The 14,203-nt window shown below is 73.5% G+C and carries 9 protein-coding genes and 2 pseudogenes; 4 read left to right on the top strand and 7 right to left on the bottom strand.

All coding sequences use genetic code 11. The features are described from left to right. Positions 1 to 270 precede the first annotated feature (270 nt). Positions 271 to 1,506, bottom strand: coding sequence for a metallophosphoesterase (locus QFZ64_RS21390; RefSeq protein WP_307068099.1), 1,236 nt, complete (start codon positions 1,504 to 1,506; stop codon positions 271 to 273). Between the two features lie 169 nt (positions 1,507 to 1,675). Between QFZ64_RS21390 and QFZ64_RS21385 the strand changes: the two genes are divergently transcribed. Continuing rightward, positions 1,676 to 1,921 carry an SCO4848 family membrane protein gene (locus QFZ64_RS21385; protein ID WP_307068097.1) on the top strand — a complete coding sequence of 82 codons (246 nt, stop codon included), beginning with the start codon at positions 1,676 to 1,678 and terminating at the stop codon, positions 1,919 to 1,921. Positions 1,922 to 1,943: 22 nt separating this feature from the next. On the opposite strand, the gene QFZ64_RS21380 is transcribed toward QFZ64_RS21385, so the two are convergent. Together QFZ64_RS21380 and QFZ64_RS21375 are read right to left on the bottom strand one after the other, a co-directional pair. Further along, positions 1,944 to 4,589, bottom strand: coding sequence for a DUF6493 family protein (locus QFZ64_RS21380; RefSeq protein WP_307068094.1), 2,646 nt, complete (start codon positions 4,587 to 4,589; stop codon positions 1,944 to 1,946). Further along, entirely contained in the window at positions 4,589 to 6,055 is a 1,467-nt protein-coding gene (locus tag QFZ64_RS21375) for an SWIM zinc finger family protein (RefSeq protein ID WP_307068092.1), read from the bottom strand. Before QFZ64_RS21375 ends, QFZ64_RS21380 begins: the two co-directional genes overlap by 1 nt. Before the next feature lie 332 nt (positions 6,056 to 6,387). On the opposite strand from QFZ64_RS21375, the gene QFZ64_RS21370 reads away from it, so the two are divergent. Next, positions 6,388 to 7,821, top strand: a complete 1,434-nt coding sequence (locus QFZ64_RS21370; RefSeq protein WP_307068090.1) for a D-alanyl-D-alanine carboxypeptidase family protein — start codon at positions 6,388 to 6,390, stop codon at positions 7,819 to 7,821. Here the strand turns inward: QFZ64_RS21370 and QFZ64_RS21365 are convergent. After that, on the bottom strand, positions 7,769 to 8,680 hold the full coding sequence (locus tag QFZ64_RS21365; protein WP_307068088.1) for a YihY/virulence factor BrkB family protein: 912 nt from the start codon (positions 8,678 to 8,680) through the stop codon (positions 7,769 to 7,771). The two genes, QFZ64_RS21370 and QFZ64_RS21365, sit on opposite strands and share 53 nt — an antisense overlap. A 148-nt stretch (positions 8,681 to 8,828) precedes the next feature. On the opposite strand from QFZ64_RS21365, the gene QFZ64_RS21360 reads away from it, so the two are divergent. Further along, positions 8,829 to 9,584: a decaprenylphospho-beta-D-erythro-pentofuranosid-2-ulose 2-reductase gene (locus tag QFZ64_RS21360; protein WP_307068086.1), complete on the top strand. Its 756-nt coding sequence runs from the start codon at positions 8,829 to 8,831 to the stop codon at positions 9,582 to 9,584. Positions 9,585 to 9,639: 55 nt separating this feature from the next. Here QFZ64_RS21360 and QFZ64_RS21355 read toward each other — a convergent pair. Both QFZ64_RS21355 and trpS read right to left on the bottom strand, forming a co-directional pair. Further along, positions 9,640 to 10,219, bottom strand: a pseudogene (locus tag QFZ64_RS21355) (2'-5' RNA ligase family protein). A 240-nt stretch (positions 10,220 to 10,459) separates the two neighbouring features. Continuing rightward, positions 10,460 to 11,475 (bottom strand): annotated as a pseudogene (trpS, locus tag QFZ64_RS21350) (tryptophan--tRNA ligase). A 182-nt stretch (positions 11,476 to 11,657) separates the two neighbouring features. Here trpS and QFZ64_RS21345 point away from each other — a divergent pair. Then, positions 11,658 to 12,329 (top strand): hypothetical protein, encoded by a 672-nt coding sequence (locus QFZ64_RS21345; RefSeq protein WP_307068084.1) that lies wholly within the window; start codon positions 11,658 to 11,660, stop codon positions 12,327 to 12,329. Positions 12,330 to 12,470: 141 nt separating this feature from the next. Here QFZ64_RS21345 and QFZ64_RS21340 read toward each other — a convergent pair whose 3' ends face one another. Further along, positions 12,471 to 13,922: a glycine hydroxymethyltransferase gene (locus QFZ64_RS21340; protein ID WP_307068082.1), complete on the bottom strand. Its 1,452-nt coding sequence runs from the start codon at positions 13,920 to 13,922 to the stop codon at positions 12,471 to 12,473. Positions 13,923 to 14,203: the final 281 nt, after the last annotated feature.

Here is a 14,203-nt window from a genome sequence, read left to right as displayed (position 1 = left end):
TTCGGCCTCCGGCCTCGTCGACCCGCTCTTGACCCCTGGCACGCACGGATGCTCCTTCCTGCAGCTGATTCCTTCATGCTTACCGCCGGGACCGTGGGCGGGCCAGAGTCTCAGGGGCAGCAACACTTGCCCGCCGGTCACTGGTCACTCCGGCCGCTCCGAGGTCGGCGAGTTCCGCCGGGCCGGGCATCGGAAAGGCGACCGACCCCGCGCCGTCGGTCTTCACGGCCGCGCCGTCGGTCTTCACGGCCGCGCCTTCGCGTCATGGCCTCAGGCCTGGCGGGAGGCCAGTTCCACCACCGTGATGTCCGACGGGGCGCCCACCCGGGTCGGCGGGCCCCAGGCGCCGGCGCCTCGGGTGACGTAGAGCTGGGTGTCGCCGTAGGTGTCCAGGCCGGCGACCGTGGGGTTGGCGGCCTCGGCGACGAAGTTTCCGGGGAAGAGCTGGCCGCCGTGGGTGTGGCCGGAGAGTTGCAGGTCGACGCCGTGTCTCACCGCGTCGTGGATCTGGGCGGGCTGGTGGGCCATGAGCACCACCGCGCGGGAGGTGTCGCGGTCGCCCAGGGCGCGGTCGAAGTCCGGACCGTGCCCCTCTCTCTCGCCCTGGAGGTCGTTCACCCCGGCGAGGTCGAAGCCGGGGAGTTCCGTGCGGGCGTTCTCCAGGGGATGCAGGCCCAGGTCACGGACCTCCTCGATCCACTGGGCGGCGCCGGAGAAGTACTCGTGGTTGCCCGTGACGAACCACGCGCCGTGGCGGGCGGTCAGCCCTGCCAGCGGGGCGGCGGCCGGGCCCAGGTCTTTCACGCTGCCGTCGACCAGGTCGCCGACCACCGCGATCAGGTCCGGCTGCGTCGCGTTCACCGTGTCCACGACGCGCTGCGCGAAGCTCCGGCCGAGCACCGGGCCCAGGTGGATGTCGCTCACCACCGCGATCCGGAACCCGTGCGCCGCGCGCGGGAGCTTCGCCAGGGGGATGGTGATCCGCTTCACCCGGGGGCCGTTCAGGACGCCGTACGTGCCGAGGCCCACCGTACCGACGGCCGCCGTGGCGACCGCGCCGCCCACCACCCGCGAGACGAACAGGCGGCGGGAGGGGGCCGACGGTGCCTCGGGCACCCCGGCCGCCCCGGGTTGCGGCGTCGGCGGGACCGTCTCCGGGACCGCCTCCCTCGTCCGCTTCGCGGCCCGGCCCGCCACCAGCCGCCGTACCAGCGGACGTACCGCCTCGCCGGCGATGAGCGCGAGCAGCAGATACAGGCACAGCGCCATCCACAGGAATCCCGGCCAGCCCAGCGTCCGCTGGAGCCAGAACGGGGCGTGCGCCTGCTCCGCGACCAGCGCGCCGAACATCAGCACCGGTCCGGCCACGAGCACCGCCGTGCCGGTGCGTCGTGCGGGGCCCGGGCCCGAGGTGGTGTCGCGCACCAGGCGGCACCAGGCCCACCGGTGCAGCGCCACGAACGCGGCCAGCACCAGGAGTGCGACCACGACGAAGACGACGATCACGGTTCCCCGTTCCTCCAGCCGTACAGCCCTGCGCGGTGCGGTGCGGTGCGGCAGGTCACCCGCCGTCCCGATGCTAAGGCACTGAGCTGCGAGGGGGACACTTGCGGTGCACGGCTCCCCCTCACACCTGGCGTACCCGTCGTACCTGTCGCACCAGAGGACTCCTTCCATGAAACTCGGCCGCTCCGCCTCCTGGTTCCTTCTCGCCTTCGGCGTCTGGTCGTGGGTGATCTGGGTCACCTTCGTCAAGAACCTGATCAAGGACGCGAGCGGACTCGCCTTCGACGACGGCAGTCCCACGGCCTACTTCTGGGTGCACCTCACTCTGGCCGTCACGTCGTTCGTCCTGGGGACGGCCGTCGGCGCGATCGGCTTCCGGAGTCTTCGCGTGCACGCCAAGGAGTCCGTCTCCTGAGCCGAGGCCGGTCAACCGCCCCTCAACTCGCCCTCTCCAGCGCGCTCTTGATGCGCCGGGCCTGCTTGACCGTCTGCGACGAGCCCGGGCGGGCCGCGAGTTCGTCGATCTCGGGTATGGACCCGCGGGCTCCGCAGCCTTCCGCCGACTCGGCCGCGAGGGTGAGCACGGCGGGGAGCCCGTGCGGTGCCTCCTGCGACAGCAAGGAGGGCAGGGCGGCCGAGAGGACCGCCCACACCGTGGCGTGGGCGCGGGTGCGCACGATCTCCCGCAACGCCGTGGCGACCCGGTGGAGGGCGAGCCGGCGCAGGCTCGTCAGTTCGGCGATGTCCCGGCCGAGCCGGTCCGCGTCGAGTTGGCCGCGCGCGGCCAGGACGAGCAGCGCGTCCACGGTGAACAAGCGCTCGTCCGCGCGCCGGGATCCGAGGCCGTACGCCAGGAGCAGGTGGGTCGCGGGCCCGGCCGGTCCGTGCGACTCGGCGAGTGCGGGCAGTACGGAAGCGGCCTCGCCGATGTAGTCGCCCCCGGCCGTCCCGGCGACGGTCACCAGCATCCGTGCCGCGACGATCTCCCGGTGCTGGGGCAGCAGTGCCAGCGACTGCGCGGTGCAGTCCCCGCCGCCCTGGCACCGGCACCTGCTCCTGAGGGGGTCGTACGCGTCGAGCAGGGAACGGAACGGCTCGGAGAAGTCCTCGTGTCCGGCGACGGCCTCGGTGCGGACCAGCACTCCGGGGCGCGGGGTCCGCAGCCCCAGCCGCTCCTTCTCGCGGAAGACGGCGGGATCGGGCAGGGGGCCCGCGGCGAGCCGGGCGGCCAGCCGCCGCCCGGCCGCGGAGGTGAGCTGCGCGGCGGCCGCCACCGCGCCGGGCGGCACCTCCCGGTCGAGCCGCAGCAGCGCCAGGTCGAGGTCGGCCCGGCCGGGCTCGGTACCGGCGCGTTCGTACGCGGCGAGCCGCTCCACCAGCACCGAGGGGTCGATGGTCCCGGTAGACCAGGTGGGGGTGGCCAGCAGGAACGGCAGGGGATCGGTGTGCAGCCGCGCCGCGATCTCGGCCACCCGGAGGAGGGGGACGCGCCCGACGGCCGAGTGCGGACACTGCCTGTCGAGTTCGCGGCGGCGGATGGGCTCCACCTCCTCCTCCGGCAGGGCTCCCATGACGGAGACGAGCAGGGACGGCTGCCAGTACCAGGCGAGGTAGAGGTTCCCGTCCCGGGTCCACGTCTCCGTCCAGCGCCCTACGACCGGTTCCAGAGCGGCCCGCAGGCCCGGCAGGTCGGCGTGCGCATGCGTCACGAGGGCGCTCAGCACCCGTTCCTGCCGCACCGGCTCGGCGTCGCCCCAGGGCAGGGCGGCGATCTCCTCCACGAGCTCCGCGGTGGTGAGCGGCGCCGCCTCGAGGGGCTCGGGACTCGGCACGGGCGGCAGCCCGTCACCCTCGTCGGAGGGCAGGAGGCTGCTCTGGCCTGCGAGGACGTCCCCGAACGCTTCCGTCGCGCGGACGCGCAGGTCGGGGCCGAGCTGGTCCAGGCCCGCCGCGATCCCGGCGAGGACGGCGTCGCTCGCGTGCTTCCGGTGGCGGACGAGCAGGGCGAGGCCACGCTCCTGAAGGCTGTGCTCCTCGTGGCCGAAGACGTCGGTGGCGGCGAGGAGCAGCTCCTGTACGCCCGGTCCGCCACGTTTGACGGCCTTGTCCAGCATGGTCAGCTGGGCCCGCACGATCTTCTTCTCGGGCCGGGTGAGGGCGGCCCGGGAAACCTCGACCAGGTGCTCGCTCTCCAGGCGTCCCGCCGCGTCGAGCCCGGCCAGCACCTCCTGGGCCCGTGCCGCCGCCAGCGGGTGGGCGTCGGGCACCATCCGCACCCAGGTGAGGGTGCGCGCCGCGTACTCGTCCTCGGTCGGGGCCAGGGCGGTCAGCAGGATGAGGAAGCCCCGCACGAGACCGAGCCGGGTCTCGCGCGAGAGCCGGGACAGGCAGCCGTCGAGCAGCGTCTCCCGGTCGAGCCGGCCCTCCTCGGCGAGCCCGGCGAGGGCCGCGGCCCACCCGGGGTCATCGCTCCAGGCGGTGTACTGGAGGTTCGAGCCGGCCTCCGGCACCTCGAACAGCCGGGGCACCATGACCGTCAGGAAGGGGTCGTCGCCCAAAGCCTTCCTGACCGGGGAGCCCACGGATCCGATGCCCGACAGCTCCCAGCCGAGGACGAAGCCGTCCGTCGTGGGCGGCTCGCAGCCCGCGGCCCGCACCAGCCCGGCGATCAGCGGGTACTCGTCCCGCGCGACCGCGCGGCGCTCGGCCATCCGGTGCGCCACCTGGCCCAGCCAGTCGGGGTCGCGGTCACCCAGGGCCTCGAGGATCGGTGACGAGTCTCTCGCGGACCATCGCAGTTCAGCGGCCGCGAGCCACTGGACGGCGGCCGTCACGCCGGTGGAGCAGGCGGCGCCGGCCGTTCTCAGGGCCGTGCGGATCCTGTCGTGCCCGTCGGCCCAGTCGTTGCGCACGCCCTTGCGCCACGACTTCAGGACCGGCAGGCACGCGCGCCGCTCGGCGGCGGTGAGCGGCGCGACCAGCTCGGCGACGTCCTCGGCACGGCCCTCGCGCACGGCGTGCAGCAGCGCGTGGGCGTCCGTGGTGATCTCGTCGGGGATGTCGTAGTCGGGAAGTCCACGCATCAGACGGCTCCGGTGGAAGAGGTGGGGGTGTCGGTCACGGTGTCGGTCACGGTGGTGTTCGCGGTGCCGGCCGCGGTGCCGGCCGCGGTGCCGGTCGTGCGTGGTGTGGCCGCGCGGCGGACGATGCGGACGGCCAGCGCGTGCCTGCACGGCCCGCGGCCGCCGCGGTACGTGGCCCACCACAGGCACGTACAGCTCAGGCGTCCCTCGGCGGACCTGACCCGGTGGACATGGTCATCGACGGCGACCGTGGCCATTTCGGCGTCGTCGAGCCGCACCGCGCCCGCTTCGACCAGGGCCCGGGCGGCGAGCAGCCGGGGGTTGTGGCGCTCGGCCCGCCCGGTGTCGTACGGCAGTTCGCGGTGGAAGTAGGCCGCCTCCGCCACGTCGTAGCCGATGCGTCCGGCGGTGCCGAGCCGGGTGAGCGCCGCCCGTACCCGCGCGGGGGTGAGCCCGCTCTGCTCGGCGAGCCGGGCGGGGTCGACGGCGGGGTCCCAGGCGAGCAGTACCGACACCAGTTCGGCGTCCTCGCCGGACTCCTCCGTCGCCAGGGCGTCCAGGACACCGCCCTCGCCGGAGAAGCCCCGCGAGGGGTCCGGGGACAGGGTGAGGGTGAGACGCATGCCGGGGAGCCGCATCTCCCACGCGCTCGCCACGGCGCCGCTGCCGGACGTGACGGCCGGCCCGTGCAGGCGCAGGCCCGTCGCATGGCGCAGTACCCGGCTCAGTGCGGCGAGCCGGTCGGGGCCCGGCAGGCACACCGCTCCGGGGACCGGCCGGGTGGTGGCGCGCAGCGAGCGTCCGGCCGGGACGACCCAGCGCACCGCCCGGGAGCTCCCGGTCCCGGAGCGGGGCAGTGACCGCAGGAAGCGCACGGCCTCGGTGGCGGAGAGCTCGGCGCGCAGGTCGAACCCGGAGGCGATCACCTGGGTCTCGGCGAATCCGCGCAGCCAGCGGTCGGGCAGCGGCACCTTCTTCTCCACCACGGGCCCGTCGAAGGTGGTGAGGGTCAGCTCGTCGGGCCCGACCTCCAGAAGCATCGGGTCGGCCGGGCCGATGCGGGTCAGGGCCTCCCGGAGCGGGAGGTTCACGTCGACGTTGGTCGTGCCGTGTCCGACGTCGTCCCCGTCGAGCGCGTCGCCGAGCAGGTCGAGCCGCGCGTAGACGCCGCCGCAGCCGGAGAACGACTCGAACCGCAGCCGGTCCCCGTTCCCGGTGACCACCGGGTCGCGCCAGCCGGGGCGCAGCGGCTGGTAGTAGCGGGCGGCGGCCACGTCCGCGACGCACAACAGCCCGGCCGCGGCGATCGGGGGGCGCGTCAGGAAGCCGCGGAAGAAGCTCGGATGGGCCTCGGGCCCCGCGGGTGTCGTCCCGCCGGAGGTCTGCAGGCTGAGGGTGCCGCCCTCGGCCGTGCGATGCACCGCGGAGGGACGTAAGTAGGCGTACGTCTGCGCGTGGTGAGTCATGCGCCACAAGCTACGGCCCACCACTGACAACGCCCCCCGGCCCTCCCGTCGCACCCCGTCCGCCCCTCCACCGCAACCCTCACGGGGTCCCGACGCTCTTCTTGGGGAGGGAGGCGACGAGCACGCACGCCACACACGCTCGCCCGCCCGCCCGCTCGTGAAAGGTGATCCGGATGACCCAGCTCCCCACCCCCACCCCCACCCCGCGGCCCGGGCCGCGTGCCCGGCGGGCGGGTGGAACGGCGGGTTCCGGCCGCGTGGCGGAGGGACGGCCGGGGATACGGCCGAAGGGGGGTGCGACGCCGGACGGGGCGCCCGGTACGTTGCACTGCGTGCCCGCTTCCCACACGAAGACCGGCAGGCGCCGCGCGCCGGTCGCCGCCGTCGTCCTGCTGTCCCTGCCCGCGCTGCCGTTCGCGCTGCCCGGCGCCGCCTTCGCGGCACCGATGCCACCGATCCCGGGGTCGGGCAGCAGCACCGCACCCGGCCTGCCCTCGGGGTCCGGCACGAGTACGACCCCGGGGCCGGGCACGAGCGCGACCCCCGGGTCGAGCGCGAGTCCGGGGGCCGGGGCGAGCAGCGGCGCCGGTACCGGTGCGACACCCGGCGGCAGCCCCTCCGCCACTCCCCCGGCGACGATGTCGGCCGTCGGCGGGGCGCGGCTCGCGCTGCCCGGGACGCAGGCCGAACTCGGCAGCGGTGCGCCCGTGCTGCCCAAGGACGTCACCGCCCGCTCCTGGATCGTCGCCGACGCCGAGTCCGGCGACGTCCTGGCCGCGCACAACGCGCACTGGAAGCTGCCCCCGGCCAGCACCCTGAAGATGCTGTTCGCGGACACCCTGCTGCCCAAGTTCCCCCGCACCACCGAGCACGAGGTGACCGCCTCCGATCTGGCCGGCATGGGCGCCGGATCCAGCGTGGTCCCGCTGCACAAGGGCGAGACGTACTCCGTGCGCGACCTGTGGCTCGGCGTCTTCCTCAAGTCCGGCAACGACGCCGTGCACGTGCTCTCCGCCATGAACGACGGCGTCGCCGCGACCGTCGAGGACATGCGGGCGCACGCCAAGGAGCTGCGCGCCCTGGACACGACCGTGGTCAGCCCGGACGGGTACGACGCCCCGAAGCAGGTCTCCTCCGCGTACGACCTGACGCTGATCGCCCGCTCGGGGCTGCAGAAGAAGGACTTCCGCGAGTACTGCTCCACCGTGAAGACCGATTTCCCCGGGGAGACGACGAAGGGCGCCGACGGGAAGAAGACCCGCAAGACCTTCGAGATACGCAACACCGACCGGCTGCTGGCCGGTGACACCGACGTCCCCGCCTACCCGGGCCTCGCGGGCGTGAAGAACGGCAACACCACCAAGGCCGGGGCCACCTTCACCGGTGTGGCCGAGCGCGACGGCCGGGTGCTGCTCGTCACGGTGATGAACCCGGAGAACCACGCGCACAACGAGGTCTACAAGGAGGCCGCCAAGCTGCTCGACTGGGGGTTCGCGGCGGCGGGCAGGGCCACGCCGGTCGGCGAACTGGTCGCCCCCGAGGGCACGGGGAACGACGGCTCCGGCACCGGGACCGGGATGCCGGGTTCCACGCCGGGGCCGTCCACCGAGCCGGTGGCCGCCGCTTCCGTACCGGGCCGGTCCGGCGGGATGGGCGTGGCGCTGGGGGTGGCGGGCGGCCTGCTGGTGCTGGTCGCCGCCGGGATCTGGCTGGTCAACCGCCGCTGGCCGCTGCCGGGTTCGGCACGCCGCGGGAAGGACGGATGATCCCCTCCTCGGCCTTGCTGCCGGTGGCGGTCCAGGAGGCGCAGTACAGCACCAGTTTGGCCGTGAAGTTGATCCACAGCAGCAGTGCGACCGGCACGCCGAAGGCGCCGTACATGCTCTTCGCGGCGATGCCCTGGATGTAGCCGCTGAGCAGCAGCTTGAGGATCTCGAAGCCGAGGGCGCCGAGCAGCGCGGCGACGAACAGCCGGTGCCGGGACGGCTCGACGCCGGGCAGCAGGGTGAGGACGTACAGCAGGAGGAGGAAGTCGGCGAGGACGGCGACGGCGAACGCGGCGGCCTGCAGCAGCGCGCGGCCCCAGCCGGCCTCCTCCACGCCGAGCCGGTCGGCGCTCCAGCCGACCAGGGCGGTGGCGCTCACGGACACGGCCAGGGTGAGCAGGACGGCGCCGCCGAAGCCGACGAGGACACCGGCGTCCTTGACCCGGCGCAGGACCGGGTTCTCCTCGTCGTCGGGCAGTTCCCAGACCGTGCGCAGACAGTCCCGCATGGCGTCGACCCAGCCGATGCCGGTGAACAGCAGCACGACGGCCGCGATGACGCCGACGGTGCCGGCGTTGTCGACCAGGCCGTGGATGTCGAGCTGGTCGGCGATGCCGGGGACCTGGTCGGCGACGCGGTCCTGGAGGGTGCGCTGCTGGGCGTCGCTGAGGGCGGCGGCGCCGAGGGTGGCGGCGAGGGTGAGGACGGGGAAGAGGGCGACGAAGCTGGTGAAGGTCATCGCGGCGGCGAGGCGGGTCCACTTGACGCGGTCGAGGCGTTCGTAGGAGCGCCAGGCGTGGGTGGTCTCCAGCTGGGCCAGGGCGGGGCCGATGCCGGGGAGTCTTTTCAGCCAGTCCATGATCCTGACGATCCCCTCTTGTCCGCGTCCGCATGCCGCGATGCCGCGCTGCTTGCATTGCGGTTACCCCCCGGCGGGGGTGGTAGCGGCGCGGAGAACGGCGTGTTCTGAGCAGGTGCATACGGTTTCGACCGATACCGTCGGCCACATGATGGACGGCTATCGCCCCCCCGCCTCCCTGCTCGTGCTCGGGGGTACGTCCGAGATCGCGCTCGCCACCGCCCGGCGGCTGATCGCGCGCCGGACGCGGCTCGTATGGCTGGCCGGGCGGCCCTCGCCGGCGCTGGAGAAGGCCGCCGAGCAGATCCGCCGGGCCGGCGCGGAGGTCCGCACCGTCGCCTTCGACGCGCTGGACCCCGAGGCGCACGAGGCCGTGCTCGGCAAGGTGTTCGCCGAGGGCGCCGTCGACATGGTGCTGCTGGCCTTCGGCGTGAGCGGCAACCAGGCCACCGACGAACGCGACCCGGTGGCCGCCGCCCGGGTCGCGCAGACCAACTACACCGGCGCGGTCTCGGCCGGCCTGGTGTGCGGGAAGGCGTTGCAGACGCAGGGGCACGGCTCGCTGGTCGTGCTGTCGTCCGTCGCCGGGGAGCGCGCCCGCCGCTCGGACTTCATCTACGGCTCCAGCAAGGCGGGCCTGGACACCTTCGCGCAGGGCCTGGGCGACGCCCTGTACGGCACCGGGGTGCACGTGATGGTCGTCCGCCCCGGGTACGTCCGCACGGCGGCGAGCACCGAGCGGCCGGACGTGCCGTTCACGACCACGCCGGAGGCGGTGGCGCGGGCCGTGGAGCTGGGGCTGCGGCGCCGTTCGGAGACGGTGTGGGTGCCGGGACGGCTGCGGGTGGTGATGTCGGCGCTGCGGCACGTGCCGCGGCCGCTGTTCCGGCTGCTGCCTATGTGAGCGGAGCTGCCGGTGCGGGCGGGGCGGCCGATGTGAACGGGCCGGCGCCGCCCGGTCAGCGGGCGTGCAGGGAGGTGTCCTCGGGGGCCGTCGCCTGCGGCGGGACGACCGTGGAGCCGAAGGGGAAGTCGCGCAGCTTGCGCCACACCCCGTCGTCGCCCTGCTCGTGCAGGCCGAAGCCGCGTGCAGGGCCACTCGGCCGCGTAGTCGGCGAGTTCCTCGTAGGCGCGGTCCATGGCCGCCTCGTCGATGCCGTGCGCCACGGTGACGTGCGGGTGGTAGGGGAACTGCAGTTCGCGGGCGACGGGCCCGGAGGCGTTCCGTACCTGCTGCTGCAGCCGGGCGCACGCCTCGGCGCCCTCCACCACCTGGACGAACACCACCGGTGACAGCGGCCGGAAGGTGCCCGTGCCGGACAGCCGCATCGGGAAGGGCCGGCCGGCCGCCGCGACCCGCGCCAGGTGCGCCTCGAGGGCGGGCAGGTCCGCCTCCTCGATCTCGGTCGGCGGCAGCAGGGTGACGTGCGTGGGGATGCCCCGCGCCGCGGCGTCGCCGAAGCCGACGCGCCGCTGCTGGAGCAGGGTGCCGTGCGGCTCCGGGACCGCGATCGACACACCGATCGTTACGGTCCCCACGTCGTCTCCTTCGTCGTCGGGTCGGGCGTTGCCCGTCGGGGCGGGCGTTGCTCGTCGGGCGGGTCTCGCCGGCCGGCTGTGCGCCGCCCGGCTATCGACTGTACGGCCACGGCTGTGCCCCGGGCAGGCGCAGCGGGAGTGATGTGCAGCGCTCTGCCCGGTGGTACACGGTGTCCGTACGGTGCTGGTGCGTGCTCGTCGCGCGGTCGTGCGCGGGTCGGCCGGTGGGACCGGCCGGTGTCAGCGGCGGCCGGGCAGGAAGCCGACCCGGTCGTACGTCAGGGCCAGCGTCTCCGCGGCGACGACGCGGGCCTTCTCGGCGCCCTTGGCGAGGATCTTGTCGAGCGTCTCGGGGTCGTCCAGGTACTCCTGGGTACGCTCCCGGAACGGCGTCACGAAGTCGACGATGATCTCGGCGAGGTCGGTCTTGAGCGCGCCGTACCCCTTGCCCTCGTAGCGCTGTTCCAGTTCGAGGATGCCCGCGCCGGTGAGCGTGGAGTAGATGGTCAGCAGGTTGCTGACGCCCGGCTTGGCCTCGGCGTCGTAGCGGACGACCGTGTCGGTGTCGGTGACCGCGCTCCTGACCTTCTTCGCGGTGGTCCTCGGCTCGTCCAGGAGGTTGATGAGGCCCTTCGGCGTGGACGCCGACTTGCTCATCTTGCTCTTCGGGTCCTGGAGGTCGAAGATCTTCGCCGTCTCCTTGAGGATGTACGCCTCGGGGACGGTGAAGGTCTCGCCGAAGCGGTCGTTGAAGCGCTTGGCGAGGCTGCGGGTGAGCTCGATGTGCTGGCGCTGGTCCTCGCCGACCGGTACCTGGTTCGCCTGGTAGAGCAGGATGTCGGCGACCTGGAGGATCGGGTACGTGAACAGGCCGACGGTGGTGCCTTCGGGGCCCTGCTTGGCCGACTTGTCCTTGAACTGGGTCATGCGCTGGGCCTCGCCGTAGCCGGTGAGGCAGTTCATGACCCAGGCGAGCTGGGCGTGCTCGGGCACGTGGCTCTGTGTGAACAGCGTGCAGCGGTCCGGGTCCAGACCGGCGGCGAGGAGCGCTGGGCGGCGGCGAGCCGGGTGTTGGCGCGCAGTTCGGCCGGATCCTGCTGAACCGTGATGGCGTGGAGGTCGACGACCATGTAGAACGCGTCGTGCGTCTCCTGGAGAGCCACCCATTGGCGGACGGCGCCAAGGTAGTTTCCGAGGTGGAACGAGCCTGCGCTGGGCTGGATTCCGGAGAGCACGCGGGGTCGGTCAGTCGCCATGCCCACCATTCTCTCAGGTCCGGGGACCCGCTTCGGACGCGACGGGAACAGGCGGGCATCGAACGGTTCTTCGGGATGCCACAAGGGGCAAGGGCCCGGTGGCACGAGCGGTATGGCCGGCACGACCGGCACGAGGCGTGCGGGCACGAAGGCACGAGGACTTACGTGGAAAGGGTTGCGGCGTGATACGTCGTACGGCCGTGGTGGTGGCGGGTCTGGTGGTGTCCGGGGCGTTCCTCGGGGTGGGTGCGCCCGGGGCGTGGGCGGCCGGAAAGGACGTACCGGATCTGGCCATCGTCGTGGCGAACGATGCGGACGGCGGTGCGCGGACGAGCACGCTCCGCTCGGGGGACGCGCGGTTCGCCCGGCTGTGGGACCTGTTCCGGCCGGACGAGACGCGGAGCGAGAAGGTGCCCTGGGCGTGGCAGCGGGGGCGGCTCCCGCGGGTGCGGGCGACCGTGGTGTGGGGGCTGACCGGGATCGGGGGGTGGCCGTACACCGAGCGGACGCCGGGGGGCGATGTCGCGATCGAGCGGCAGGACCAGATGTTCCTGGCGGAGGACGGGACGCCGTGGATCCGCAGTGATCCGGCGCCGGACGTCGCCGACGACGACGTGCGGTGGCACCGGGGGGCGCGGGCGGCCTACGACCGGCTCGACCGGGCAGGGGTGTTCGGCTCCGCCGAGGGGGCGGGGGACTCCGGTGCGGGGGTGCGGGTGCGGTGGGGGGGCTGGGGTGTGCTGGTGGGGCTGCTGGTGGGGGGTGGGGGTGTGTCGTGGCTCCGGTGGTGGGGCGCGCGGCGGGACGAGGCGGTCGTGGTGCGGGAGCCGCGGCAGGCGTTGATCGATCTTTAGGGGGTGGGGCGGAGGGGTGGGTGTGCGCGGACTTCTCTCGCCCCCGCCGCCCCTGCCCTTCCCGTCCTTGACCTGGGGCGCTGCCCCGGGCCCCCCGGGCGCGGGAGAGCTCGGGGGGCGGGGTGCGCGGGCGGGTACGGGTCAGGTCAGGTCGACTTCCGGGTAGAGGGGGAAGCCGGAGACCAGGGCCGTCGCGCGGTGTGCGGATTCTTCCGCGATCTTCGGGTCCAGCACGTGCTGGGCCTTCGACGGCGCGCCCTTCGCCGTCGTGCCCGGCTCCGTCGCCGTCAGGACACGGTCGATCAGCGCGGCGATCTCGTCCATCTCCGCGATGCCCAGGCCCCGGGTCGTCAGCGCCGGGGTGCCGACGCGGATGCCGGACGTGTACCACGCGCCGTTCGGGTCGGCGGGGATCGCGTTGCGGTTGGTGACGATGCCCGAGTCGAGCAGCGCCTGCTCGGCCTGGCGGCCGGTGAGCCCGTAGGAGGAGGCGACGTCGATCAGGTTGAGGTGGTTGTCCGTGCCGCCGGTGACCAGCGTGGCGCCGCGCTTCATCAGGCCCTCGGCGAGCGCGCGGGCGTTGTCGACGATGCGCCGCGCGTAGTCCTGGAAGGACGGCTGCCGGGCCTCCGCCAGGGCGACCGCCTTGGCGGCCATGACGTGCGGGAGCGGGCCGCCCAGCACCATCGGGCAGCCGCGGTCGACCTGGTCCTTGAGGGAGTCGTCGCACAGGACCATGCCCCCGCGCGGACCGCGCAGCGACTTGTGCGTGGTCGTGGTCACGATCTGGGCGTGCGGCACCGGGTCGAAGTCGCCGGTGAGGACCTTGCCCGCGACGAGACCGGCGAAGTGCGCCATGTCGACCATGAGGGTCGCGCCGACCTCGTCGGCGATCTCGCGCATGATCCGGAAGTTCACCAGGCGCGGGTACGCCGAGTAGCCCGCGACGAGGATCAGCGGCTTGAACTCGCGGGCCTGCGCGCGCAGGGCCTCGTAGTCGATGAGGCCGGTGACGGGGTCGGTGCCGTAGGAGCGCTGGTCGAACATCTTGCCGGAGATGTTCGGGCGGAAGCCGTGGGTGAGGTGACCGCCGGCGTCCAGGGACATGCCGAGCATGCGCTGGTTGCCGAAGGCCTGGCGCAGCTCGGCCCAGTCGGCCTCGGAGAGGTCGTTGATCTGACGGACACCGGTCTTCGCCAGGAACGGCGCCTCGACGCGGTCGGCGAGGACGGCCCAGAAGGCGACGAGGTTGGCGTCGATGCCGGAGTGCGGCTGGACGTAGGCGTGCCGGGCGCCGAACAGTTCGCGGGCGTGTTCGGCGGCGAGCGACTCGACGGTGTCGACGTTGCGGCAGCCGGCGTAGAAGCGGCGGCCGACCGTGCCCTCGGCGTACTTGTCGCTGAACCAGTTGCCCATGGCCAGCAGCGTGGCCGGGGAGGCGTAGTTCTCGGACGCGATCAGCTTGAGCATCTCGCGCTGGTCGGCGACCTCCTGGCCGATGGCGTCGGCGATGCGGGGCTCCACGGCGCGGATCACGTCGAGGGCACTGCGGAAGGCGGTGGTCTCGGTGGACAGGGGCGGCTGCTCTGACATCTCGGCCTCCGGGGCTGCGTGGCGTTCAGCGGTCACGTGTCACGGTTTCGGCCCAGGCGCACGGCTCACACACGCACGGATCCTGACGGTCGAGGCAGGCCCGGGGCCGCTTCCCGATGGTCGGTCCCATCCCAGCGCGCCAGTCACGGCCCGCGGCCAGCCTACCGGGCGGGACGCGGCGTTCGGGTCCCGCGTCCACCATGCGGGCGAGGAGGGGAGGTGCGGCGGGATCTCTTCCGCACGGGCGGAAACGGTACGGAACGGAGGGGAGACCGCACCGA

The sequence above is a fragment of the Streptomyces sp. B3I8 genome, from assembly GCF_030816915.1.
Classification (GTDB): Bacteria; Actinomycetota; Actinomycetes; order Streptomycetales; family Streptomycetaceae; genus Streptomyces.
The sequence above is the reverse complement of the archived record's forward strand: the minus strand, read 5'-3'. Positions and strand labels throughout refer to the sequence as shown.